The 24,997-nt window shown below is 65.0% G+C and carries 18 protein-coding genes; 13 read left to right on the forward strand and 5 right to left on the reverse strand.

Annotated elements, in window-relative coordinates:
• Positions 1 to 909, reverse strand: a 909-nt coding sequence (locus Amac_RS53760; RefSeq protein WP_174900213.1) for a CoA-binding protein, incomplete at its 3' end; no start/stop codon positions are given.
• Positions 910 to 1,004: 95 nt separating this feature from the next.
• Here Amac_RS53760 and Amac_RS22710 point away from each other — a divergent pair.
• Positions 1,005 to 1,640: a TetR/AcrR family transcriptional regulator gene (locus Amac_RS22710; RefSeq protein ID WP_155356402.1), complete on the forward strand. Its 636-nt coding sequence runs from the start codon at positions 1,005 to 1,007 to the stop codon at positions 1,638 to 1,640.
• Between the two features lie 118 nt (positions 1,641 to 1,758).
• On the opposite strand, the gene Amac_RS22715 is transcribed toward Amac_RS22710, so the two are convergent.
• The gene (locus tag Amac_RS22715; protein ID WP_155356403.1) at positions 1,759 to 2,310 is read right to left on the reverse strand and encodes a YciI family protein; all 552 of its coding nucleotides are present in this window, start codon (positions 2,308 to 2,310) and stop codon (positions 1,759 to 1,761) included.
• 256 nt (positions 2,311 to 2,566) lie between these two features.
• On the opposite strand from Amac_RS22715, the gene Amac_RS22720 reads away from it, so the two are divergent.
• From Amac_RS22720 to Amac_RS22735, 4 genes are all read left to right on the forward strand, one after another.
• Complete coding sequence (locus tag Amac_RS22720; protein ID WP_155356404.1) at positions 2,567 to 3,730, forward strand: acyl-CoA dehydrogenase family protein; 1,164 nt, start codon at positions 2,567 to 2,569, stop codon at positions 3,728 to 3,730.
• 67 nt (positions 3,731 to 3,797) lie between these two features.
• Positions 3,798 to 4,340 carry an RNA polymerase sigma factor gene (locus tag Amac_RS22725; RefSeq protein ID WP_246268589.1) on the forward strand — a complete coding sequence of 181 codons (543 nt, stop codon included), beginning with the start codon at positions 3,798 to 3,800 and terminating at the stop codon, positions 4,338 to 4,340.
• Complete coding sequence (locus tag Amac_RS22730; RefSeq protein WP_155356406.1) at positions 4,337 to 5,248, forward strand: hypothetical protein; 912 nt, start codon at positions 4,337 to 4,339, stop codon at positions 5,246 to 5,248. Before Amac_RS22725 ends, Amac_RS22730 begins: the two co-directional genes overlap by 4 nt.
• Positions 5,249 to 5,357: 109 nt before the next feature.
• Positions 5,358 to 6,713, forward strand: coding sequence for a hypothetical protein (locus tag Amac_RS22735; protein WP_155356407.1), 1,356 nt, complete (start codon positions 5,358 to 5,360; stop codon positions 6,711 to 6,713).
• On the opposite strand, the gene Amac_RS22740 is transcribed toward Amac_RS22735, so the two are convergent.
• Both Amac_RS22740 and Amac_RS22745 read right to left on the reverse strand, forming a co-directional pair.
• A complete protein-coding gene (locus Amac_RS22740; protein WP_155356408.1) occupies positions 6,667 to 7,422 on the reverse strand; it encodes a hypothetical protein in 756 nt (251 codons plus the stop codon). The two genes, Amac_RS22735 and Amac_RS22740, sit on opposite strands and share 47 nt — an antisense overlap.
• A gap of 45 nt (positions 7,423 to 7,467) precedes the next feature.
• Positions 7,468 to 8,034, reverse strand: a complete 567-nt coding sequence (locus tag Amac_RS22745; RefSeq protein ID WP_218041229.1) for a peroxiredoxin-like family protein — start codon at positions 8,032 to 8,034, stop codon at positions 7,468 to 7,470.
• A 72-nt stretch (positions 8,035 to 8,106) separates the two neighbouring features.
• Here Amac_RS22745 and Amac_RS22750 point away from each other — a divergent pair, with 72 nt between their 5' ends.
• From Amac_RS22750 to Amac_RS22775, 6 genes are all read left to right on the forward strand, one after another.
• Complete coding sequence (locus Amac_RS22750) at positions 8,107 to 8,730, forward strand: TetR/AcrR family transcriptional regulator (RefSeq protein WP_155356409.1); 624 nt, start codon at positions 8,107 to 8,109, stop codon at positions 8,728 to 8,730.
• 286 nt (positions 8,731 to 9,016) lie between these two features.
• Entirely contained in the window at positions 9,017 to 9,205 is a 189-nt protein-coding gene (locus Amac_RS22755; RefSeq protein ID WP_155356410.1) for a hypothetical protein, read from the forward strand.
• A gap of 39 nt (positions 9,206 to 9,244) precedes the next feature.
• On the forward strand, positions 9,245 to 9,757 hold the full coding sequence (locus Amac_RS22760) for a hypothetical protein (RefSeq protein WP_155356411.1): 513 nt from the start codon (positions 9,245 to 9,247) through the stop codon (positions 9,755 to 9,757).
• A 560-nt stretch (positions 9,758 to 10,317) separates the two neighbouring features.
• Complete coding sequence (locus Amac_RS22765) at positions 10,318 to 10,773, forward strand: hypothetical protein (protein WP_155356412.1); 456 nt, start codon at positions 10,318 to 10,320, stop codon at positions 10,771 to 10,773.
• Between the two features lie 361 nt (positions 10,774 to 11,134).
• A complete protein-coding gene (locus Amac_RS22770) occupies positions 11,135 to 11,695 on the forward strand; it encodes an SMI1/KNR4 family protein (RefSeq protein WP_155356413.1) in 561 nt (186 codons plus the stop codon).
• A gap of 516 nt (positions 11,696 to 12,211) precedes the next feature.
• Positions 12,212 to 12,673 (forward strand): hypothetical protein, encoded by a 462-nt coding sequence (locus tag Amac_RS22775; RefSeq protein WP_155356414.1) that lies wholly within the window; start codon positions 12,212 to 12,214, stop codon positions 12,671 to 12,673.
• 78 nt (positions 12,674 to 12,751) lie between these two features.
• Here the strand turns inward: Amac_RS22775 and Amac_RS22780 are convergent, their stop codons facing one another.
• A complete protein-coding gene (locus Amac_RS22780) occupies positions 12,752 to 14,194 on the reverse strand; it encodes an ATP-binding protein (RefSeq protein WP_155356415.1) in 1,443 nt (480 codons plus the stop codon).
• 1,312 nt (positions 14,195 to 15,506) lie between these two features.
• Here Amac_RS22780 and Amac_RS22785 point away from each other — a divergent pair.
• Together Amac_RS22785 and Amac_RS22790 are read left to right on the forward strand one after the other, a co-directional pair.
• Positions 15,507 to 24,569 carry a LamG-like jellyroll fold domain-containing protein gene (locus Amac_RS22785; protein ID WP_155356416.1) on the forward strand — a complete coding sequence of 3,021 codons (9,063 nt, stop codon included), beginning with the start codon at positions 15,507 to 15,509 and terminating at the stop codon, positions 24,567 to 24,569.
• The gene (locus Amac_RS22790; protein ID WP_155356417.1) at positions 24,566 to 24,991 is read left to right on the forward strand and encodes a hypothetical protein; all 426 of its coding nucleotides are present in this window, start codon (positions 24,566 to 24,568) and stop codon (positions 24,989 to 24,991) included. The genes Amac_RS22785 and Amac_RS22790 overlap by 4 nt, the downstream gene beginning before the upstream one ends.
• The last annotated feature ends 6 nt before the right edge of the window (positions 24,992 to 24,997 follow it).

Below are 24,997 nucleotides of genomic sequence, written 5' to 3' on the forward strand. Positions count from 1 at the left end.
ACCCATGGGTGTGGTGGGGGAGGAGTGGGGTCGTCGAGGGGTGGCTAGGGTTTTGGCGAGTTCTAGGAGTTCGTGGGGGTTGTGGGCCCAGGCGCCGCCGGCTTCTTCGATCAAGGCGCGGAGGACGCGGGAGTCGCCGGTGATCGAACCGGTGTGGGCTGCGGCGGCTGAGGCGCCGAGGGGGCTGGTGCCGGCTTTGAGGACTGCGATGCCGATTCTGTGGTCGGCGCAGTCGGCCAGGGCGGTGGCCAGGCGGTGGCCGTCGGCTTCGTCTTCCAGGTAGAGGGCCACTGAGCGGACGCCGTCCAGCCGGGCCAGGGCGGTCAGGTAGTCGGCGGCGTCGAGGACGGCCTGGTTGCCGCAGGAGATGACCGTGTGCAGGCCGAGCGCCCGGGTGCTGAGCAGGGCGTTGACGGCGACATTGCCGCTCTGTGAGATCAACGCGACGGGGCCGGGGCGTCGGGCGGTGTAGGCGTCGCCCCAGAGGGGGGCCCGATTCACCACGGACACGATGCCGTTGCCGTTGGGCCCGCAGATGGGCAGGCGATGCAGCCGGGCCTGCCTGGCGAGCTCATCCTGAAGCAGGCGGCCTTCGGCGATCTCCGCGAATCCGGCGGCCAGCACGACGGCTCCGCCGCAGCCGAACGCCCCCGCCTCCGCCACCAGGGCGGGCACGCTCGCCGCCGGAGTGGCGATGACCAGCGCGTCCGGAGCCAGCGGCAGATCGGAGATGCGAGGCACACACGGCACCCCGTGCACCTCGGCCGCCGTCGGATGCACGCCGAAGATCGGGCCGGGGAATCCCGCGCTCACCAGGTTGGCCACGGCCTGGTTTCCGTACGAGCCGGGGCGGGTGGAGGCGCCGACCACGGCGACGGATCTGGGAGCGAGCAGCCGGGCGGGTTTCACCCTCTCTACACTGGTTGGTTGACCAGTCAACCGTCAAGGCTAGGGTTGTATCGTCGCGCCCGTGTGCCGCCGATCGCTGCGGTAGTCTTGGCGGCGTGCGCAGTGCGGAGGGCGCCCGGAGTAGCCGGGCCGATCAGGCTGATCAGCGCCGGGCCGAACTGCTGGACGCCGCCCGGCGTGTCGTGCTGGAGCGAGGCCTGGCGAGCACCAGGGTCGCCGACATCGCGAAGGCCACCAATGTCAGCGGTGGCTTGATCCACTACCATTTCGCCACCAAAGACGATCTCATCACCGCGATGCTCCGAGCCACCTCGGAAACCGAGGTCAAACGCCTCCGCGAGATCATCAGCGGTCCCGGCACGGCTGTGCAGCGCCTCGATCGGGTGCTGCGCTACTACATTCCCAGCTCCCGCTCCGACCAGAGCTGGATCCTCTGGCTGGACGCCTGGGCCCTCGGCGTCCGCGAGCCCCACGTCCGCGAGATCCTGCTCGAACTCGAGGGCGGCTGGATCGAGATCCTCGCCGAGGTCATCTCCGAAGGCGTCGACAAGGGCGAGTTCTTCTGCGACGACCCCATGGGCGCGGCCGAACGCCTCGACGGCATGCTCGACGGCCTCGTCGTCCGCTACACGCTGCACTCCGGCGCGATGTCCCGCAAACGCCTCCTCGAACACGCCCGCATCGCCGCCACCCACGAGGTCGGCATCCCCCGCTCCGCCTTCCCCGCCTGAATCCCAGCGCCTCGTCCACCTGCCCCGGCGTTCGCTACGGCGCCGTTTTAGTGGCAGGTTGGTGCGCCGGTGATCGGTCAAGCTCCTTGGCGTCAGGTACGACAAGCGCGTCCTCGGGTCATGACGGCCGTCCGCCGAACTGCCAGTGGTGCACCTCGACGTCGGCGTACCGGTCCGGGGTCAAGATGGCGCGTGCCGTGTCCGGGTCCGGCGCCCGGAGCAGCACCGCCGTACCCAGCCAGGCGGCGCCGTTGTCGGACAGCAGCGGCCCGTACGCGATCAGTTCGTCCCGGTCGGCCGGCACGGTGAGGTCGGCGGCCTGCCCCGAACCGAGGCCGAGCACCAGATACCGGTTGCCGGCAGTCGGACCGCCAGAGAAGTCCCACATGGTGCGCCCCAACATGTTGCGCCACCGGCGCAGCATTACGTCCCGGTACACGCCGGCCTGGTAGTTGGGCTCGTCGAAGGCGAACGCGCGGGCGGCGGCGGGGTCGGGCACGTCGACGATATGCACGCTGCCGGTAGGCAGTTCGCGGTCGTCGGTGAGGGTCGGGCCGCGGGCGATCATCTCCGTCGCGTACCGGTCCATGTAGAACCAGTGCTCTTCCAGCAACTTGTCGCGCAACGCTATCGAGCCGGGCCGGTCGCGGTGATAGCAGAAGAACTCCATGGCCCCATTATCTCGATCACCATGCCTGATCCCGATCAAGCCGGTGAGGAGCGATGGTGTTGTCGCCGGCTTGGGTGTCCCAGGAACGTCGCCACTCCATGAGGAATCTCAGCGCCCTCGAATTGATCGACCTGCGCGAGGCCGACCTCCCATACGTGAACGACATCGACGTCCGCATGCTGTTCTACTGAGCACGCTTGACAGGCCTCACCTTCCCTATTTGACTGGGTGACCAATCAGTTTAAGGGAGTCCGGTATGTCGCTGGTTCGGCTGACGGCGGAGCAGGTCGAGTTGCGGGAGCGGGCCAAGGCGTTCGTGGACGACGTCCTCATTCCGCGTGAGGAAGCCGCCGAGCGGGCCGGGGGACGGCTGCCCGAGCAGGACGTTCAAGAGATCATGAAAGCGGCGGTGGCGGCTCGGCTCAACGGGGGGCGGCACGCGCCCGAGCATGGCGGCCAAGGGTGGTCCGCTGTCGATTATGTGGTGGTTCATGAGCAGCTTGGGAGGAACACCAATGGTCTGTGGTGGTGGGTCCCGGATGCGTACAACGTGCTGGCGGCGGGAACTCCCGAGCAGATCGATCGTTACCTGCGTCCCGCGTTGAAGGGTGACGCCTGGATCTCCTACGCCGTAACCGAGGAGCACGCGGGTTCTGATCCGTCCGGTATCGCCACCACCGCCGTACAAGACGGGGACGAATGGGTCCTGAACGGTGAGAAATGGTTCGTGACCAGCGGGGACGTGGCCGCGGCGCACATCGTGGTGGCGGTGGTCGAGGGGCATGGGCCGACGCTATTCATCGTCGATGCCGATGCCGAGGGCGTCGAATTCGTGGATGAGCCGTTGTTCACGCATACCTTCCCGCATGGGCATCCCACCGTGCGGCTGACCGATGTGCGGGTGCCGGGGGACGCGGTGCTCGGCGGCCTCGGGCAGGCCGATGCGCTGCAGCAGAGCTGGTTCGTGGAGGAACGTCTGGGTATCGCCGTGCACTGTGTCGCGGCCATGGGACGGCTGCTGGAGGAGGCGGTGGCCTGGGCCGGGACTCGTGAGCAAGGGGGAGCCCGGCTGATCGACCACCAGGGGGTCGCCTTCCCGCTGGCCGACTCGGCCGCCGACGCCACCGCCGCGCGGCTGCTCGTGCACGAGGTGGCCGCCCTGGCCGACTCCGGCGCGGACCGGAAGATCGTGCACGCCAAGGCGTCCGTGGCGAAGCTTTTCGCCAGCGAGGCCGCCTATCGGTGCGCTGACCGGGCGGTGCAGACCTTCGGGGGGCGGGGATATATCCGTACCAATGTGGCGGAGCGGTTCCTGCGCGAGCTCCGGGTGGACCGGATCTGGGAGGGGACCAGCGAGATCCAGCGGCTGATCATCAGCCGTTCGCTGGAACGCCGAGGCGTCCGGCAGGTAATCGCATAAAGGCTGAAACACTCGTGCCCTTCCGGACATGTGTAGGAATGAAGTGTCACCTCCGGAAGGGTGCGATGTGGGCCTCAGGCAGCGGTTCGAGGAGCTCTACCTCGCGCATTATCCGGATTTACTGGCCTACGTCCGCCGCCGTACGGACTCGCCGGACGACGCGGCCGACGCGATCGCGGAGACCTTCACCACCGCATGGCGGCGGATCGACGAGCTCCCGGCCGGGCCGCAGGCCCGCCTCTGGCTGTACGGCGTCGCCCGCCGCGTCCTGGCCAACCAGCGCCGGGGCGAATCCCGCCGGTCGGCCCTCGCGCTCCGGCTCCGCGAGGAGCTGACGGTCTGGGACGAGGGCACGCCCGCCGCCGACCAGGACGCCGTGCGCGCCGCGTTCGGCCGGCTGAGCCCCGACGACCGCGAACTGCTGTCGCTGGTCAGCTGGGAGGGCCTGACCGCCCCCGAGATCGCGACCGTGCTCGGCTGCTCCCAGGGCGCGGCCCGAATCCGCCTGCACCGCGCCAGAAAACGCCTGGCCAGAGAACTCGACTCCGCCGGCCTCGATCTGTCCAGGTACGGCTCCCGCGCCGTCAAGCTCGCGGAAGGCCAGTCATGACGCCCAAAATCGACCACCTTGTCGCCGGTCTCGCCCGCGACCCAGGCCCTGGCCTGACCCCCGGGAGCCGCGAACTCCTCGACGAGATCACCCGGCTTCCGGCCGCAGCCCAGATTCCGGCCGCCGTGCCTCCTACCCCGGTTCCGGTGCCCGCCACCCGGATACGCAAACGGCGGATGTGGGCGCTGCTGCCCGCCAGTTTCGCGGTGGTCCTGGCCTGGGCGCTGACCGCGCCCGCGCAGGCGGCCCTCGACATCAGGCGTGAGGGCGACTTCTTCATGGTCGTGGTCAAGGACCCACACGCGGACCCCCGCGTCTACAACTCCGAACTGCGTTCGGCGGGGCTGCCGATCCGCATCGTCACCGAACCGGCGTCGCCCAGCCGTGTCGGAACCTTCACCACCATCCCCGCCTCGGTCCTGGACACCACGCTGACCTCCAGCAGCACCCCGAGCCCTGCGGCCACCCCGACCGGGGACCGCGCGGATCTGCCGTGGCAGGGGGATTCGGGCCCGATTGGGATTTCCGGGATCGAGTCTCTGGGGTCGTGCGCTGCCGATCAGCCCTGCGTGCTGGGCGTCCGGATCCTCGCCACGACAACCCTCCAGACCGTGATCAGTCTCGGCCGTCCCGCGCGTCCCGGCGAGATCTACCGATCCACCGCCAGGCTGGACATGCCCGGCGAACTCCTGCACTGCGTCCCGTTCGTCAACCGGACGGTGTCGGAGGTCCGCTCGCTGGTCGTGCGCAAGGGCGTACGAACCGTGAAATGGGTGGACCAGGCGGCCGGCAGGGGGTTGAACCCGCCGCCGGATTCCTGGTTCGTGCACGAGGGCTGGCCGTATTCGGCCGACACGGTCCTGTTCTACGTCGGACCAACTCAAACCGAGGCCGTCGACACCTGCTGATCTGAGGCCCTCCGCCGGACCCGTCCTGATCTGAGGTCCTCCGCCGGACGGTTCTCCCTCGGACGCTGACCTGCCCCTTTGATCCTTTTCGCCAAGGACTGATTTCGCCATGCTCACCGAGGTTCGCTTCGCGCTGCCCGAAAACGCCCGGCCGTCCCGCCATCGGCTGTTCATCGCCGTCCTGGTGGCCGCCGCCACGCTTCGCGTGATCACCATGCTCGGCTTCCCGCCCGCCCAGCTGTACTGGTACGACTCGTTCACTTACCTGGACACCGCGCACAACCTGCGCCCATCCGCGACCTTCCACCCGGTCGGCTACCCGCTGTTCCTCCGGCTGCTCGCGCCCTTCCACAGCGTGACCGTGGTGGCGGCCATCCAGCACGTACTCGGCCTGGCCACCGGATTGATCATCTACCTGTCCCTGCGCCGCCATCGCCTGCCCGCCTGGGCCGCCACCCTCGCCGCCGTCCCTCTCCTGTTCGACGCCTCGTTCCTCCGCCTCGAACACGCCGTGCTTTCCGACACGCTGTTCATCTTCCTGGTCGTCGCCGCACTAGCGCTCATGGACCGGACACCCCTCGCCGCGGGCCTGCTGCTCGCACTCGCGGGCCTGACCCGCACGGTGGCGGTCCCGCTGATCCTGCTGGTCCTGGTCTTCCTCCTGGTACGCCGCCACTGGCGCCCCGCCCTCACCTTCGCCCTGGCCGCAACCCTCCCGCTACTCCTGTACGCCACCTGGTACCAAACCCACCACGGCCGTTTCGCCCTGAGCGGCGCCGACGGCGTGGCCCTCTGGGCCAGAACGATGACCTTCGCCGACTGCCGGCTGATCGACCCCCCACCCGACGAAGCCCTGCTCTGCCCCACCGAAGCCGTACAGGACGCCGCATCCGAATACGTCTGGGACCCCGCCGCCGCCATCAACCGCCTCCCCGGCGGCCGTTTCACCCACAACACCCTCGCCCGAAATTTCGCGATAAGAGCCATCAAAGCTCAGCCCTTCGACTACCTCCGCGAGGTACTCAAAGACACCGCGATCACCTTCGCCTGGACCCCCATCCCGCACCCTGCCCGAGTCACCCCCGCCTTCGGCTTCGCCCGGGGCACCCAGACCCTCCCGAACCAGCCCCTCATCGACCAAACCCGCCGCAACTACTCCGACATCCGAGGCATTCAGAGCGTCGACCCGTACGCGAGCTTCCTGATCGCCTACCAATACCCGGCCTACCTGCGCGGCCCGATGATCGCGGTGATCCTTCTCGCAGGGGCGTACGCCGCACTAAGACGCCCACGCCTCGCGGTCCTGCCCTTCGCGACGGCGATGTACCTGCTACTGGCCCCGATCGCCGTCCTCGACTTCGACCACCGCTACGTCCTGCCGATGATCCCCGTCGCCTGCTGGGCCGCCGCACTCGCCTTCAGGCCGAAGGACGCCCCGCCAGAAAGTCCTGAACCGCCCGTTTGACCCGCTGAACCGGCTCACGAATACGACGATCACGCCACTGCGCCCGCGCGAGTTTGTACGGCTTGCTGCGGTAACGCCAGCGAGCCCACGGAGAGCCAGGGCGAGCCAGCCGGATCGCCCCGATCAGCGCGAGGGGAGTCAGATAGATGCCGAGCAGCCCGGTCCAGACCTTCCCTTTGATCAGACTGAGGGCGGCGAACAAAATGTTCGTGCCGATGACGAGCACCACCTCGTCCCGGGAGAGGAGCCTCCCCGACTGGTCGGCGGTGAAGGCCTGTCCGACCTCGAACGGGCTGACACCAAGCAAAGCCAGCCCGCACAGGGCGACCGCGACAAAGACCGCGTCCACCGAGAGCCGCCCATCCTCCGTCCAGTAGACGTCCTGCAAGCGCAGGATCAGGGCGAACTCATCCAGGACAAGCGCGGTGCCGGCCCCGAACAGCATGGCCAGCAGCGCAGCCGTCACCGATCTGCTGTCCGTAACAGCCAGACCGCCGATGCCACCCAGACACATGAACACCAGCCCGAAGACGACATGGTGGATATGGGTGCCCCCCGGCGAGATGTTCCCCGGCCACCAGCTCACCCCAGCCCTGATCATGCGGACACTGACCCGGATGAACAGGAAGGCAAGAATGAACGCCACAAAGAAACAGAACAGCCGCAACTTGCCCGGATCGACGATCTCCCGGAGAAACCAGTTCCGCACGGCACCCCCCATCACCTGGGGGATTACCTGCCCGATTCTAAAACGTCACTTTGGCGCGTGTGACGCCAGGACGAGCAGTTCGTCGACGGACCATTGGTCGTAGGCGTGCTCGCCGTACTTGGCGGCGAGCACGTGGCCGTCGCGGCCGATCAGGAAATCGGCGGGAAGGCCGAATCGGCCGCCGTGCGGCCGGGCAGCCGGTGCGCGATCGCGGCCGCGGAGGATCCCCCATGCGCTCAGCGCGATCGCTCGGAGAATCGTTCCCCACACGCGTGGATCGAGCAGCGCGCGGGTCGCCGACTCCACGCCGAACTCGACGTACAACCGCTTGCCGGGATCGGCGATCACAGGGAACGGCAGGTGCGCCGTGTGCTCAACCAGCTCTTCGGCGGGTGAGTGGAAGACAACGACTTCGCGGACTCCGGCCGCCTCGATCTCGTCATGCCGCCGCACGACGGAACGCAGATGCAGGTTGCAGACCGGGCAGCCCGCGAATCGGCGGAACTGCAGATGGATCAGCCGCTCGCGGTCGGGGATGGCGATCGGCTGGCCGGAGACCGCGGTCAGCTCGCGGGCGGTGAGCACGGCCCCGTTCTTCATCGCGGTTCGCATCGGGCAGCCCTCCTGTAGGTGTACGGCATACGCTTAAGACGCTAAAGCGTATGCCGTACACTGTCAATCGCCATGCCGCGCCCGCGTTCGCTCACTCCCGCTCAACTGGCCTCGGCCGCCCTCCACGTGATCGACCACGACGGACTCGCCGGACTGTCGATGCGCGCGGTCGCCCAGCAGGTCGGCATGAGCACGATGGCGATCTACCGATACGTCGACGATCGGGACGAACTCGAACAACACGTCATCGAACTCGTCCTCGGCGCCGTCGACACCACCCCTCCCACCACGGACAGACCCTGGCCCGAGCGGATCGAGATCATGGCCAACCGGGTCCGCGACATCGTAGGCGCCCACCCCGGGGTCGTCCCGCTGATCATCGCCCACCGGCACCGATCCACTCGCCTGCTGCGCTGGTCAGAGACAGTCGTCGGCATCCTCACCGAAGCAGGCCTGACCGACCGCGAACGCGTCATCGGCCTACGCTCCCTGCTCGCCTACATCGTCGGGGCAATCCAACTCGAACACCACGGCCCCCTGGCAGGCCCCGGCACCCAGGCCATCGCCGACCTCCCCCCAACCGAGTTCCCCCACATGTCCGAAACCGCCCGCCACGCCCGCACCGTCAACACCGACGAGGAGTTCCGCGGCGGCCTGACCAACCTGCTCCGAGGCATGACATCTGAGTTGCCTTGAACGACCTCAGCGGGTTCGCTCGGCGAGGGCTGACAGGAAACGACGAAGGGTGCCATGATGATTTCGCGCCTACTCCGGATAGCCGCCCTCATCTTGGCCACAGTTCCCCTGCTGGCCGGCTGCAGCCTTCCGGGCTGTGCGCTAACGCGCGCAATGACTTAAGGATTCTACGCGCGTCGATCCAGAACTCGTTCTTACCGGAAGAGCTCCAGTCCAGCTCTGACTTCCCGGTTGCGACTCCGGAGACGGTCCGTCGATAGCGCTCACGCTGAAGTCCGACGTATCCATGCCTGCCCTCGCGAGAAGAATCCAAGAGCAAGACTTATGGCAGCGGCTTTCACCCGAAGAGGCCAAGGGCTACAAAGACGTAACCTATTTGTCCGATGTGGTGAAAAAGAAGGTCCAGGGGAGATGGGTACTCGCCATGTTTGGCCAACGCGGCGAGCTCAAAGAAATCGACATTCAATTCAGTTGACCGCAGCCCGAAAATATGCCGCCGTGGAGGGTTGATATCATGCAGGAAGCCCTGATGTCCCGGGTCAGCGGACTTGGCGAACGCGCCGTAAGGTCACTCGTACTCGTGATCAGCATGTTTCTCCTAGCGGGCTGCATCCCGGGGATCTTCCCAAGAACGGAACGGGTCGATCCCGGTGTTTTGAGCGACGTACGAGGCATCGGGAAGGTAGTCGCCCAGGCAACGACGGAGTACACCTGGGAGGGGCTCACCACCATCACGGATATCGTGGTCCTCGATGTTGGCGACGTGACTGGAGAACAGGCTGTTCCCAGAGCGAGCGACAGCCTGGTAGCGCGTGGGTGGACGATCAATATCGATCGACTCCCGGAGTCCATGTCGATGGACTCGCCCGCACCAGAGAACGCGAAAGTGTACATCGAAGGAATAACAGCCTCCGAGTCGCATAACGCGGCCGACTCCAAGATTCTCAAGATGATCCAGGATCTTCGGACGCAGCCCAACTTCGAAGGCCTTGTGGTCGCGGAAGCTGAGCCTTATGAAATGGAATGATCGGTATCTGAGCCGGGGTTCCGTAGGTCCTTGTCGTAAGCATTCATCCTCTGCGCGTTGGGTGACGAGTGGGCTGCTGGTATCCATTCAGGTCTGTGATTGATCAGGGCGGCATCCCCGGGCGGCCGGCCAGTGCGTCGCGGAGGGCGTCCAAGGGATGGACTCCGTGGTGCGGGCGGTGGCCAGGTAAGAACGGATAAGGCAGAAGCGGGCGGTGGTCCGCACGCTGCGCCAGCATCCGCCGATCTTCATCTGGACCTTGACCATGCGCTGCGGCTGCTCGCACGGGCCATTTGGTAAAGGGCACGCCGAAGTCGACTGAATCGCCAGACCTGGGCGGCGCGCGTCTGTAGACGTCTGGCCAGGGCGTAGCCGGGATGCCGGCGGCTGGGCCAGTCCCGGTACCGATTGGTGACAACGCCCCAGGCCACCGCTTGGTCATAGCGGGCGGGGCGCATATGAATATTGGCAAGATTGAGATCCGTAGCCGGACAGCGAGAAGAGGAGCCGCAGGCATGTCCTCCGTTCGAGGTGACAGGCTGAACTGGGTGCGTGCCGCCATGGCCGTTCTCCTGTGTCCGCTACTCTTAGTCGCCGGATGTCGTTCGGAGTACTTCCCCCGGACGGTCAAGGCCGATCCCGGCGCTGTCCGTGAGTTACGCAACGTGGGGACGGTCCTTGAGGAGACCAGCTTCGAGATCCCATGGGACGGATTGACCACCGTCTATGAGGTGCTCATCGTCGATGCCGGGAGTTCGGACACGCCGAAGGCTCTTGGCAAGGCGGTGGAGGTTCTGCGCAAGAGCGGCTGGGAGGTCAGAACCGATCGGCTTCCTGAATGGGTGGAGCTGACGTCGGCTAAGTGGGGGAACACGTCGGTCTCGATGCAGGGGATCGACGACTATCAGTACGACGAGCTCTTCTATCCGCAGGTGGGAACGGCGATCAAGGACGCCAGGGCTCGGGCCGGGACGGGTGCGCTCATGGTTTTGGAGGCGTATCGCAGCGACGAATGACTGTGCAAAGGGAGATGACGGTCGGTTGAGGTCCGCACGCACCCTGGATCATGGATTAGCTGCGGCACGCGAATTGACCTGGACGAATGAATTATCAGCACTCAAACAGCTCTCGCAGCCGGCTGACATGGACACAATAGTCCAGCCGGGCAGTGGGCAACATGTGACAACGTAAATCCTGACCCAACCCGGGGAGTACGTGGGCGCCGAGGAGTGGCTGCAGAACAACCAGGAATACCCGGTTCGTCGTCGACCGTAGAGGATGCGGTATCTCGATGAAACTTCGCTACCGCTTTGGGAGCAAGTGACGGCTTGCATATCAACGCATGTTTCTTGAACCAGAAGGTGGTACAAATACACTTTGGCGCGAATTGCTGAGCTGTTCGACATGATCGGGCGCCCGCTCAGGCGGCCGGCCCACGTGGACTGGGCCGAGATAGAGTCGGATCTGGGCCTGGAGTTCCCGGACGACTACAAGCAGTGGCAGGCTCGCTACCCGGACGTGCGGTTGGATGAGTTCCTCTACATCTATCAGCCGAAGAGACGGGGCGGGCTGTCCGTGCGGGAGCAGGCGCTCCAAGCGGTGTATTCCCTCCGTATTCTGGGGCAGGATCGTGATTTTATCTGGACGATGGACGACGACGGCGAGTCAAGGCGGGCCCGGCCATTCCCGATCTACCCCGATCCCGGCGGGGTTTACCCATGGGGAGTGACCGACAACGGTGACAAACTGCTTTGGCTTACGGATCCGGATCCGGAAAAGTGGACGGTGGTCATCACCGATGGAGGCGACTGGTGGCACTACCAGGGATCCTTTTCGGAATTCCTGGTAGGCGTGTTGACCAGGGAATTGGTATGTCCAGCGTTGCCCGATGATTTTCCCGAAAGCACCAACATAGAAGAGCTCGAAGACGAGGAGTAAGATTAGCTCGATCGCGGCCAGCCTGCTCGGAACTTCTTATCGGCGTCGTAGGCGACCTCACAGATGTGCTTTGGGCCTAGGCCAGGCAGAGGCTCACGCTGTGGTGCGGCAGTGGAAACCGCATATCTCGGTGAAGCCCGTCCGCTCGTACCAACAGCTCTCATCCCAGAGCTGTGGAACAAGAGACTGAGACAAGTGCGCGCGGACTGCTGACCTTGTCTGTCGGAACGGTAAATCCCTTCAAGGCCTACTCAACGTGAGCACGAAAGGGCACTCTGTCTAGTGCTCGGAAGGAGGCGGATATGGCTTACCCTGCCGTTCGGCGAGAGCGGACATTCTTCAAGGCGCGTTCTTGCCGGCTTCTCTCTGCCGCCGCTGTCCTGGCCTGCCTGCTCACGGGGTGCGGTCAGCGATCCGCCGATGTCGCACAAGCAAAACAGGCCACTGATTCCATCGATAGTCTTGCCTTGACCGAAGCCGATTTTCGGACCAGAATTGGTCGGCTTATTCCGAGGTGTGTCGCCGTCCGACAGCACCGAATTACCCCTGCCGCGCTATCTGGGGGTGGATGCCTATAGGTCTCGGGCCTGGGGCGATGTGAAGAACGTCCCTCTGTTGTATGAGGAGATTTTTGAATTCTCGGACGCTGATCTCGCGCAGGCGGAGTTCAGTGCGGCGCCTAATGGCCGGAACTATCATCTAGTAGATGGCTATCGCGCGTACAGCGCGGATATTCAAGGCGAAATCAACTTCTCCGCCGTCGATTACACAGTATTCTGTGTGTCGAGAAGGAGTTTGTCTTCCTCCGAATCCCAATGTTCGGGATGGGGCTTCAGGGGAAGATATGGGAGGTATATAGTCGACCTTGTCTTGAGGGAGAGCAGGTACGAGTCCGTTGGTTCGGTCACCAGTTTCGGGCGAAAAATGTTCTTCGAGTTGGTTGAAGCAGTGGACGCCAAAGGAGCGGGCGTCTCATGAGAAGGGGTATCGCTATGCGGTAGCGAGCCTTTACCATGACGGAAGAATCGGATAATTCTGTAGGCGATCCGGTCGCGTTTACTCAGATCGGCGCCGATAGCTGGTCGGCTTCCCCGGGCCGCCTATCTGCTCGACCAGCCCTCTGGTCCGGAGTTCGCGCAGTGCCTTGCGTATGTTGGGCTTGGACAGTCCAAGGGTATTTGTGAGATCTGTCACGCTTCTTGCCGTACCGGCAAGTGCGTCATAAATCATCAGCTCGGTTGCGGTCAGGTCCTCGCCTGGCCTGACGGGCTGGGCTGGCTGTTGAAGGACGACAGTGAACCGGATGGCGGCGTCGACATAATGCGCAGGGGGAAGGCTGGCTTCGGCTAGCGCGCTTGTCACGATTGGAATTCCGGTTGCCAGGGCTTCGATCACCCTGGCTCCGCTCCCCGGGGTGCGGACGTGCTGGCAGATGGCGACCAATCGTGCGTTTCTTGCCGAGGTGACCGCATCCCGGCCAAGCCGATCCACCGTTATTCCATACAGCCCGCCGGGATTCGATACGATCAGCCGGTTTCTTCGTAGTCTGACCTCCACGGCCATTCCGATTGACCATTGGTCGAGATCGCGATGGATGAGCGCGTTGGAAATGATCTCCCGGAAAGCGACATAGGGATAGACGGGAACGTCGCGGACTATGCCGCTCGGGTCGGAGACGATCGTCGAATCGAAGGTACGTCGTGCCCATGTCAGCGCTTCGTCCAGCATTCGCGGGATCGGGCCCGTGATGGTCATCTGATTGCGCGCACGTGAGCCGACAGGATCCGTGTCCAGCGGCTCTGCTGACGCTTGGATAACATACCTCGGGAACCATTCCTGCGGATATGTGCCAAGTGCCAGTAGACCAGCCACTGTTGGCGTGCCATTGGTCGTTGTCACGCCAGCGCGGCGCAGTAGTTCGGCATCGTCTTGGAAACGTCCCAGGCCGTGAGGGTCGCGTTGCCGCACCGACTGGAGGTATTCGGCGATCAACTCTCGATCAAGGTCATCCCGATTTGCCCCTGGGACGGGTTGCCGGTCGAAAAGCGGCGGTTGCCTCGCCGCAAGGAAAGCCTGCTCCTCCAGTGCCGATATCTGGAAATCGCCGTCGTATCCTCGTACATAAGCCGCGCCTGACGCCGTGATTCGGCAGGGTTTCATCGAGGGATCGCACTCATGAACCTGGGTGACGATCACCGGTTCCCCATCGATCTCGCCATCCGTCACCGTGAGATTCACCGGTGGCGTGAACGCGGACCTGCCCTTGTGCGCAAGACCTTGCTTGAGCGCCTGCGGATCCGGCAGCGGGACGGGCCTGAATCCTGTCGCCTCATCCAGGCCCAAAATGATCAGTCCACCCCCGGGATGGTTCGCCATGGCGCTCAGGGTGGCCAGCAAGGACGTCGGCAGGCCGCCTGCGCCCGACTTCACCTCTACCTCGGCGGTGTCGCCTCCGGTCGCGCGCAGGCGGCCGACCAACTCGATGAGATCGTGGATCACGAGTCAAATGTAACCGGTTGACAGTTACATTTGCCTAGGTTCTGGTTACATTTACTCAAGATCCGGTTACATTTGCTGGAGACCTTGAACCCTGAGCACGTCGGCGTCGTTTGATGGCGCATGGCGGCCGACGACACGCCCCTCCAGTACCGCCAGCGGCCAGCAGGGCGGCAGGTGCCGGTGCGGCCAGGAGCAGTGCCAACTGCAACGTAGGCAGCACTCAAGCAGGACCGCGCCTCGGGTGGCCGAGATCCTCAACGCCGAATAATGCCAGATGCTGCTGGCGCCCGCGGCCCCCTTCTGACATATTCCGGCCGTCCCTCTGTTCAGCGTGTATCTCGATGGCAAGACCGACGACCAAGCTCGTTTCTACTGGTTGATGATCGCCGCAGCTTCGGGCGGACTAATTCTTGTCTGGCGCAAGATCCGAAACAACATTTCGGGTGTGTCGTGATTGTTGCTCCAGGATTGCGTAGAGTGACATGACGGATATTGTCGGATAAACGTGCAAGAAGTGGCTGTTGTCATGACTGGGTTTTTCGTTTACGGTCCAAATTGATGTGAAGATCGCTCTCTGGTCGGGCGGCAGTCCTTGCCGGGCGTTCGGAGCGTGTCAACCCCGACCCAGCCTGCCAACGCTGAGCCGTCGTGCTTGCCTCGCCTGCGCAGCATCTAGCCCAGGTGACGGTCACACGTGCTCCCACCTGTATCGATAGACCCGTTAGTAGAAATTTTTCATCCCGCCACTCTTGAGCTCATCTGGAGCTCCAGGTACTTTCTGACTGTTTGCTGAAGACTTGCTCCAGGTGCTTGTGGGGGCTGGCGCGGAGCCGCACGGGAATTCGTCGGATTCGAGACGGCTTAGACGGGTGCCATCATGCGCCGTTCTGGTTCTGTTGCGCGCAAAATTCTGGGGAAGACCACGCTGGTCCTGGGAATCGCGATGTTTCCGGGGATCATCGGGCCGGTCGTGAATCCGGCACTGGCCGTGGTACGGCCGCAAGTGCTGGGGCTTCCGCCGCAGGCGGTTTCGACTGAGCAGTTGGAAGATCTTGAGGTTCCGGCTCAATTGCCCGGTGACGCGTCCGGGTTGCCGCATCTGGTGGAGGCCGATGCCACCCGGTCGCTGGAATTGCCGGCAGGGTCGCGTTCGCAGCAGGATGGCGGTCGTCCTGAGGGGGCGTTGCCGCCCGAGACGCGGCATCGGCGGGCGAGCGTGCCGGCGAGCGGAGGTTTGAAGTCTCCGCCGCAACGACCTGGTGAGTCAGCTGGGGGCGGTACATCGGGTGCGGACGTTCCTGTCGCTGATCCGGTGCGGGGGGCGGCGCTGGCGAGGGCGCGGCAGAGCGGCACCCGGCAGCTGGTCGCCGATGCGACCACTGAGACGTCGGTGACGTACGCCAACCCGGACGGGACGCTGACCACGGAGCTCAGCGGTCAGGTCGCCCGGGTCCAGCGGGACGGCGCGTGGGTGCCGGTGGACCTGACCTTGTCCGAGGTGGGCGGGGTGTTGCGGCCGGTGGCGGCCAAGGCGGAGGTGTCCTTCTCCTCCGGTGGTACGGGGCCTGCCGTGCGGCTGTCCAAGGACGCCGACGAATGGCTCGCGCTGACCTGGCCGACGGCGCTGCCGGAGCCGGTCGTGGCAGGAAATAGGGCGACATATGTGGATGCGGCGGGTCCGGGGGCGGATCTGGTGTTGACCATGTTGCCGGCCGGGTTTTCGCAGGATGTGGTGTTGCGGGAGCGCCCGGATGCGCCGGTGGAGATCAGGTTCGGGGTGGAGGGGGAAGGTCTGTCGTTGTCGGAGACCGCCTCCGGGGGCCTGCAGGTGAGGTCGGAGTCGGGCGGGCTGGTCGCCTCCGCCCCTGAGCCGGTGATGTACGACTCGGCCGTCTTGGCCGCTGCGGCCAGTCCCGCTCCGTCGGCCAGTCCCGACCCCTCAGCCGCGGCTTCGGTTGCTGAGGCCGTGTCCGGAGTGGCGGAGATCGATACGCGGGTGGAGACCGAGGACGGCCGGCAGCGGCTGGTTCTTGAGCCGGACGCCGATTTCCTGGCAGATCCGGACACCACCTACCCGGTGACCGTCGATCCCACCATCACGCTCTTTCCCAGTACCGACCTGTACGTCGACAGTTCGGCGCCGAACTCATCCTTTGCCAGCGAGCCCTGGCTGCCGGTGGGCAGTCTCGGCGGCGCCAGTCATCGGGCTTTCCTGAGCTTCAATGTCCCCTCCTTGGCAGGTGCTTCCGTCTCGTCGGCGTCGCTGGAGGTGGAGATGGACAATGACGGGAATTGCGTATCGGTGACGGCCAGCCGGGTCACCTCGTCGTGGGGTGCCGGCACGACGTGGAACACCAGGCCGTCGACAAGCTCGACAGGCTCGGCGACGGGGACGACGTCAGGATTACACCAGGCCACGATGAACGTGACGGCGATCGCCCAGGCGTGGGCGTCCGGGCAGCCCAATTACGGCTTCGCCCTCAATGGGAATTCTTTCTGTTTTCTGGCCTCCTCCGAGGACTATCCGTTCGGGCCGTGGCTGTCGATCACCTACACGTCGGCTCCGCAGGCGGCGACGCCGACGATCTCGCCGAATATGACCGGCGAGGACGGGGTCAAGATCTCCACCCTCACCCCGCAGCTGTCCACTGTCGTGACCGGGTCCGGTTCGCTGCGGGGTGAGTTCCAGGTCCAGGTCGGCGGGGTCGAGGTGTGGTCCGGCCTGTCGAATGCGGTGTCGTCCGGTTCGACCGCGACCGTCACCGTCCCCTCCGGTGAACTGTCGGATGGGCAGTCCATCCAGTACCGCGTCCGTGCCACCGCCGGATCGGCCTCCTCGGCGTGGTCGGCGTGGCAGGACGCCCGGGTATCCTCTTCCCCGCTGACATCGGTGGTCTTCAAGGTTTACGAACCGATCGACAACACCCAGGTCGGCACGCTCACTCCGTCCCTGTCGACCTACGCCGAAGTGCCGGGGGAGGCGGCCACCGACTACTGGTACCAGGTTTGTTCCGGTACGCCCGGCGACTGGGCGTGGTGTGAGTCCTCCGCCTGGGTGAAGGGCGCCTGGACGGTTCCGGCCAACAAGCTGGAGTGGGGCAAGACCTACTACTGGTACGTCCAGGCCGCGACCAGCGCGGCGACCTCGACCTCGCCGTGGCGGGCGTTCATGCCCACCCCCGAGCAGGCGTCGATCAACGCGCTGCTCGCCGACGGTACTGACGGCCGCGAGTTCGACCATGTGACGGGCAACTACACCACGTCGGCCACCGACATCTCGGTGGCGACGGTCGGGCCGCCGCTGTCGGTGGTCAGGACGTACAACAGCCTGGATCCGCGGACCGACGGCGCGTTCGGGGCGGGCTGGACTACGCGGTGGGACACCCACCTGGTGAATGAGCCAGCCACGAAGACCGTGTTGATCACCTATCCGGACGGTAAGCAGTGGCGGTTCGCCAAGCGAGCCGACGGCGGCTTCGCGGCACCTGAGGGCACCTATGCCACGTTGGCCAGCCAGCCGGGCGGCGGCTGGCGGTTGATGGACAAGGAGTCCACCTCCTACTGGTTCGACGCCAACGGCCGGCTGACCCAGGTGACTGACCGGCGGGGACGCAGCCAGACCCTGACCTACAACGGCAGCGGCAAGCTGGCGACCGCGACCGCCACCGGCGGGCGCACGCTGACCTTCACCTGGACGGGCGCGCATGTGACCAGCGTGTCCACCGACGCCATCAGCGGGTCGCCGCTGACGTGGACCTACCAGTACACCGGGGACTTGCTGACCAAGGCGTGCGGGCCCGCCTCGGCGGGGGCGTGTACCGAGTACGACTACAGCAACGATTCCCGTTACCGCAGCGCCGTTTTGGACAGCAACCCGGCCGGGTACTGGCGGCTGAACGAGGGCTCGGCCGCGCTGAACACCACTGTCGGTAACCAGACCGGCGCGATCACCCGCGTGCCCGGCGGCAAGATCAAGGGCGGGACGGCGGACGCGACTGCAGGCGTGACAGCTGGATTCGAGGAGTCCGCCGACGCGGCGATGCGGTTCGGCGGAACGCTCAACTCGGCCTATGTGTCGCTGCCGTCCGGAGTGGTGAACGGCAAGGGCGATCAGTTGGCGGTGGAGGCGTGGTTCAAGACCACCGGCTCGGGCACGATCATCGGCTACCAGAACTCGGCCACCAACACGCCCACCGTCTACACCCCGGCCGTGTATGTGGGCGCGGACGGGAAGCTCCGCGGCCAGTTCTGGACCGGCACGGTCGCCCCGATCACTACCACCGGCACTGTGAACGACGGCACCTGGCACCATGTGGTGCTCTCGGGGGCGACCAACACCCAGACCATGTATCTGGACGGGCAGCAGGTCGGCACCCTGGCGGGCCAGATCACGCATCTCGGCCAGTGGGACACCCGCATCGGCTACGGGTTCGGTTCGCCGAGCTGGCCGTCCACGGTCACGCCGAGCCAGGCGTTCCCGTTCGCGGGTGACATCGACGAGGTCGCCGTCTACCGCAAGCCGCTGAGCATCGAACAGGTGCGCACCCACCACAGCACCCAGACCAGGCGCCGCCAGATCACCGAGATCACGCTGCCGTCCGGCCGGGTATGGGCGCACAACACCTACTCGGCCGAAGGCGGCCGCCTGCTCACCCACACCGACCGAAACGGCGGCGTGTGGGAACTGTCGGCCCTTACCCACACTGAGGTCTCCGACACCGAGACCACCGCGACCGTCACCGTGACCGACCCCTACGACGAAACCCTCACCTACGTCAACGACGCCTGGCGGGGATCCCGGCTGATCTCCAAGACCGACCAGCTGAACAAGGTCACCACCTTCGAGTACGACACGGGCGGCTTCCCCGCCAAGGTGACCGACCCCAACGGCAACATCACCCGGTACGCCTACAGCGCCCGCGGAAACATGGTGGGCCGCAACCGGTGCCGCACCGCCACCGTCTGCTTCTGGGAATGGTTCGAATACGAGGAACAAGAAGACCCCTTCGACCCCCGTAACGACCAGCTCAAGGCGTTCCGCGACGCCCGCTCCTCCAGTGCCACCGACAACACCTACATCCGCCGCTGGGGTTACAACGAGCACGGCGAAGTGACCAGCGAGCAGTGGCCTGCCCCTGGCAGCAGCCCAGCCCCCACCCCCTCCCCTTCTCCCTCCCCATCACCCTCTCCGTCGCCCAGTCCGTCGACTCCGGCCGGGTTGGTGGCCGCCTACGGGATGAACGAAGGCTCCGGTACCGCTGTCGCCGACCTGTCCGGCAACGGCAACAACGGCACCGCCAGTGACGCCACCTGGGTCACCGGCAAATACGGCCAGGGCCTGTCCTTCGACGGCGACGGCGACGGCACCGACAGCTGGATCACCGTCCCCGACTCGGCCTCGCTGGACCTGACCACCGGCATGACCATGGAAGCCTGGGTCAACTCCACCGACAACGTCGGCTACCGCACGGTCCTGCAGAAGGAGAACGGCAGCGACCTGGTCTACGGCATGTTCTCCAGCACCTTCAGCGACCCGCCCAGCGCCTGGATCGTCAACGGCGGTAATACGACCGGCTCAGCCGCCACCAGCAACCTGCCCACCGGGCAGTGGCGCCACCTGGCCGCCACCTTCGACGGCGACAGCCTCGACTTCTACGTCGGCGGCGCCCTCGTCCACTCCGAACCCGCCTCCAGCAGCACCATCGGCACCAGCAACGGCCCCTTCCGGATCGGTGGCAGCGGCATCTGGGGCGAGTTCTTCATCGGCGTCATCGACGAAGTCCGCGTCTACAACCGCGCCCTCACCACCACCGAGATCCAGTCGGATATGAACACCCCGGTGGGGACGACCAGCCTGCTCCCCTCGCCGAGCCCATCCCCGTCGCCTTCCCCGCCTCCTTCCGATCCGGACCCTGACCTCGTTAGCTTGACCTGGACCTATACTGACGGCAGCGAAGTCGCCATCGGCGGGGGGACCGCCCCGGCCGGTCTGGTCAAAACCAAAACCGACCCACGCGACAGCACATGGAGCTATGAGTACACCGCTTCCGGCGACCTGGCCGAGGAGACCGGCCCGACCGGCCTGGTCACCGCCTACGCCCACGACGCCATCGGCCGCCAGACCGGCCGCACCGAGACCACGCCCGCTTACCCGGGCGGGCTGACCACGACTTTCGCCTACGACACGCGCGGCTACCTGGCATCCAGGACCGAACCCGCGGTGGAGAACGAGCTCACCGACGTCACGCACACCCGTAAGACCGCTCTCACCTACGACGCCGACGGCCGTCCGCTGACCGAGACCGTCACCGACCTGACCGGTGGCGACCCGCAACGCCAGACCACTTACATCTACGACACCCGCGGCCGGGTGCAGTCCGTCACCGATCCTGAGGGCGGGGTCCGCCATTTCACCTGGAACCTGCGCGGCGACAAGGCCAGCGTCACCGACGAGGTCGACACCCGCATCGACTTCGCGTACACCGACCGCGGCCAACTCGCCACCGAAACCTTGCGGGACTGGACGGGCAGTCCCACCGATCCACAGCCCGCCACCGATGTCGTACTCGCCTCCCACGCCTACGACCAGGGCGGACGCCTGGCTAGTTCTACTGACGCGATGGGCCGCACCACTCGGTACACCTACGGCAACGACGACACGCCCGCCGAGAGGATCGCCGACGACGCCCGCCTCAACGGCTCCACCACCCCACGCGACGTCGTTTTGGAGACTTACACCTACGACCCGGCCGGAAACCTCGAGCGCCTGGTCACCGGTGGCGGCAAAACACGCACCGACCACATCTACGACGCCGCCAACCGCCTCCTGTCCACCACGGTCGACCCTACCGGTCTGGCCCGCAAGACCACCTACACCTACGACGAGGGCGGCAACGTTCTATCCACCACTGCCACCGCCACAAGCGACCTGCGCGCGGAGCTGACGTCGTTCGACTACGATCTACTTAACCGGATGATCAAGAAGACCGTTGGAAACGGCACCACCGACCTGGTCACCACCTGGACCTACGGCGATCGTGACGACCCCACCGAGGTCACCTCACCGCGAGGCAACGCCGCCGGGGCCACCCGCCTGGACTACACCACCCTGTTCCGGTACGACCCCACCGGACGCCTGACCGAACTCAAGCAGCCCTCGGTCACCATCGAACGAGCAGGCGGAAGTGGCACCGCGCAGCGTCCTGTCACAACGTACGGCTATAACAGCTCAGGTGAGAAGACCCACACCGTCGACCCCGAAGGCCGGACCACCGTCGAATCCTTCGACAAGACCGGTCGTCCCGTCTCCGCCTCAGCCCCGTCGTACACTCGCCCGGGCGGCACCGCCGTCACTCCGACGATCACCATCAACTACGACGACGCCGGACGGCCCACCGCGGTCACCGACCCTCGCGGCAACACCAAGACCATGTTGTACGACGCCCTGGGCCGTACTGTGCGAATGATCGACCCGCCCGCCACCACCGGGGCCACGCCAGGAGAGTGGGACTTCACCTACACGCTGGCCGGCGAGCCGTTGTCGGCCAGCGACCCGACGGGTGCGCGCCGCCAGGCGACCTACGACGACCTTGGCCGGGAGATCACCTCCACAGTGATCGAACGCAAGCCGACGCTGACCTCGCTCACGACCCACGCCACCTATGACGACGCGGGAAACCTGATCTCCGAGCAACGCCCAGCCGGCGACATCGCCGAAGCACTAGTCAACGCTTTCGGTGAGATAACCGAGCTAACCGATGCGCTCGGCGACACCACGATGTTCGGCTATGACCTGGCCGGTAGGCAGACTAAGGTCACCGACCCATTGGGCAACAGCACCACCACCGGTTACGACCTGGCCGGGCGGCCTACCACGGTCACTGATCGGGACGACAGCGAAACCGTCCTCCGCACCCGATCCATGGGCTACGACCTGGACGGCAACCCCACCACGGCGGTCGACGGCGAAGGGCGCACCACGACAAGCACCGTCGACGCCCTCGGCCGCGTCACCCAGCTCGTCGAACCCGTCTCGGCGTCGGCGTCCATCATCACATCCTTCGGTTATGACGCGCTTGGCGCGCGGACCCGGTACACCGACGGCCGGGGTAACGCCACCATCACCACCTACAACACGCTCGGCCTGGTGGAATCAATGATCGAACCGTCCACGGCACAGCACCCGGCCCTGGCCGACCGGACTTGGACCACTGGCTACGACGCCGCAGGCAACCCCGTCACCGCGGCCGAACCCGGCGGAGTCAGCCTCACCAGCGTTTTCGACAACCTCGGCCGTCTCACCGAACGGAGCGGCACCGGCGGCGGCTCCGCACCCACCGCGACCAAGATCTTCGGCTACGACCTGGCCGGACGCGTCACATCGGCCGGAGACCTCACCTTCACTCACAACGACAGGGGCGATCTGCTTAAGACCGCTAAGGCCGGCGTGGACCAGGCCACATTCGCCTACGACGCCAACGGCCGCCTCGCCCAACGTGGGGACGCCGCCGGGGCCACCACCTTCAGCTGGGACGGCGACGACCGCCTTACCACCGCTGTCGATCCGCTGACCGGCGTCACCGTCAGCTATGACTACGACGCTGCCGACCGCCTCACCACCGCTACCTATGGCAGCGGCGGCCCCCAGCGCACCTACACCTACGACGACCTCAGCCGCGTCATCACCGACACGTTGAAAACCGAAGCCGGAGCGGGCCTGGCCTCCATCAGCTACGGCTACGACCACGAGGACCGCCTGACCTCCAAGACAACCACCGGCACAGCAGGCGCGGGCATCAACACCTACACCTATGACCACGTCGGCCGGTTGACCTCGTGGACCGACCCAGCTTCCACCACAACCACGTACGGCTGGGACGCCTCCGGCAACCGGACCCAGGCCGGCGCCCAGACTTATACCTATGATCAGCGCAACCGCCTGACCTCTGGTGCCGGAATCGATTACACGTACACGGCTCGTGGCACGCTGGCCGGCTCCACCCTCTCTGGCGTGACCACCACCTTCACCTCCGACGCCTTCAACCGCTTGATCACCGAAGGCGACATCACTTATGCCTACGACGCGCTGGACCGCATGACCGCCCGCACGAAATCCGCGGAATCCACCAGGTACGTATACGCGGACCTGACCAACAATCTGTCCGCCGTCACCGACGATGCCGGAGTCACCCAGGAAATCTACAACCGCACGCCTGACGGCGGGAATCTGTCCAGCAAGACCGGTGCCGCAGCCGCTCAGTTCCAGTTGACCGACCGCCACCACGACGTGGTCGCTGGCTTTGCCTCCGCAGCAACCACACTTTCCGGATCCACCGCTTACGATCCTTTCGGAACCATCATCACAACGAGCGGAACCAGCTCCCAACTTGGCTATCAAAATGCATGGACCGACCCCGACACCGGTAACGCCAACATGGCTGCCCGTTGGTACCGCCCGGCCACCGGCACCTTCACAAGCCGCGACGCTTGGACCCTGGACCCCGCTCCCTCTACCCAGGCTAACCGCTACACCTATGCCAACGCGGCCCCACTCACCCATACCGACCCGACCGGGCATCAAGCAGTTGAGATCTGCCTTGACGGCTTCCACTGTGGCGGCTACATCTGCAGCGCCGACACCTGCCATGAAACAGATGCCCACGCACGTTGGTGGAGCCAATACATGACCTCACCCGAATATCAGCGGAATCAACCGCACTTCTCCGACGAGCGGGCCGAGGAACTCGGGCTCATGCCGAATGGGCGAGAGCGTGACGGTTACTGGCAAGCAGGGAAGAAGGCCAGGGATAAGTATCTCGAACTTTATTATTACTTCGGAATCCACGCGACCGACGAGGGGCTCGACCGGCTCTGGGACGCGATTGTCCTGGCTTATGACGGCCCCAACTCAGAGGCTTCATCGCTGGCGGCGAGTAGGGTTCCGACCAGGAAGCAACTGGAGGATGACGACGATTTCTCCCAGTGGGCAGCCGAAGCCAAAGTCTGCCTCAGTCTCGGCCTGCTGTGCGCCGTCGTAATGGAAATCTCAGCCCTGGCTTGGGCATCGGTCCAGCACTTGCGCGACTGGCGCATGGAAAATGCCCTCCGGCATTTTGTCTGGCAGGGTGCGCTCACCATTCTATTTGGCTTCGATAAGGCAAAACAGATCGGCGACGCTCACGAGGTGGGATCGGGAGACAAAAGAGATAGTCAGATAGATCTATACAACAATTCGGTGGCGCGCCATTACGCGAACGACAATCGGGGATATCTTATGGGGAGGCTTGCCTGGGGTGGTTATGCGTACTTGATCGACAGCCTTCTCTCGGCCGGAACCGATCTGTATGCCCAGGGTAAACTGAGGAGGGAACCATGATGATTTCGCGCCGCATCCGAATGACCTTCCTTGCCGCATCTGTCGCAGCTCTGGTGCTGACTGGCTGCAATAGCCCGGGCTGTGCGGCTGAGGCGGCCAATGGCCTAAGAATTCTGCATGCATCAATCCAAAACTCGTTCTTGCCGGAAGAGCTTCAGGCCAGCTATGACTTCTCCGGTTGCGACTCCGGAGATGGTCCGTCCATAGCAATCAATGTGAATTCCGACGTATCCATGCCTGCTCTCGCAAAAAGGCTTCGAGAGCATGACTCATGGCAACAATTGTCGCCTGACGAGGCCAAGCGCTACAGATACCAAATTCATCTTTCAGAAGTGATGAAGAAGTCGGTTCAAGGTAGATGGGTGGTTGCTATGTTCGGGCAACGTGGAGACTCAAAAGAGATCGACATTCAATTCGAATAGTAGTTT

The organism is Acrocarpospora macrocephala, from assembly GCF_009687865.1.
GTDB lineage: Bacteria > Actinomycetota > Actinomycetes > Streptosporangiales > Streptosporangiaceae > Acrocarpospora > Acrocarpospora macrocephala.

Coding starts and splice junctions, on each gene's coding strand:
- Amac_RS22715 (WP_155356403.1), bottom strand. CDS start 2,310: ATGGAGTTCTTCTGCTATCACCGCGACCGGCCCGGCTCGATAGCGTTG.
- Amac_RS22720 (WP_155356404.1), top strand. CDS start 2,567: ATGTCGCTGGTTCGGCTGACGGCGGAGCAGGTCGAGTTGCGGGAGCGG.
- Amac_RS22730 (WP_155356406.1), top strand. CDS start 4,337: ATGACGCCCAAAATCGACCACCTTGTCGCCGGTCTCGCCCGCGACCCA.
- Amac_RS22735 (WP_155356407.1), top strand. CDS start 5,358: ATGCTCACCGAGGTTCGCTTCGCGCTGCCCGAAAACGCCCGGCCGTCC.
- Amac_RS22745 (WP_218041229.1), bottom strand. CDS start 8,034: ATGCGAACCGCGATGAAGAACGGGGCCGTGCTCACCGCCCGCGAGCTG.
- Amac_RS22750 (WP_155356409.1), top strand. CDS start 8,107: ATGCCGCGCCCGCGTTCGCTCACTCCCGCTCAACTGGCCTCGGCCGCC.
- Amac_RS22755 (WP_155356410.1), top strand. CDS start 9,017: ATGCCTGCCCTCGCGAGAAGAATCCAAGAGCAAGACTTATGGCAGCGG.
- Amac_RS22760 (WP_155356411.1), top strand. CDS start 9,245: ATGCAGGAAGCCCTGATGTCCCGGGTCAGCGGACTTGGCGAACGCGCC.
- Amac_RS22765 (WP_155356412.1), top strand. CDS start 10,318: ATGGCCGTTCTCCTGTGTCCGCTACTCTTAGTCGCCGGATGTCGTTCG.
- Amac_RS22790 (WP_155356417.1), top strand. CDS start 24,566: ATGATGATTTCGCGCCGCATCCGAATGACCTTCCTTGCCGCATCTGTC.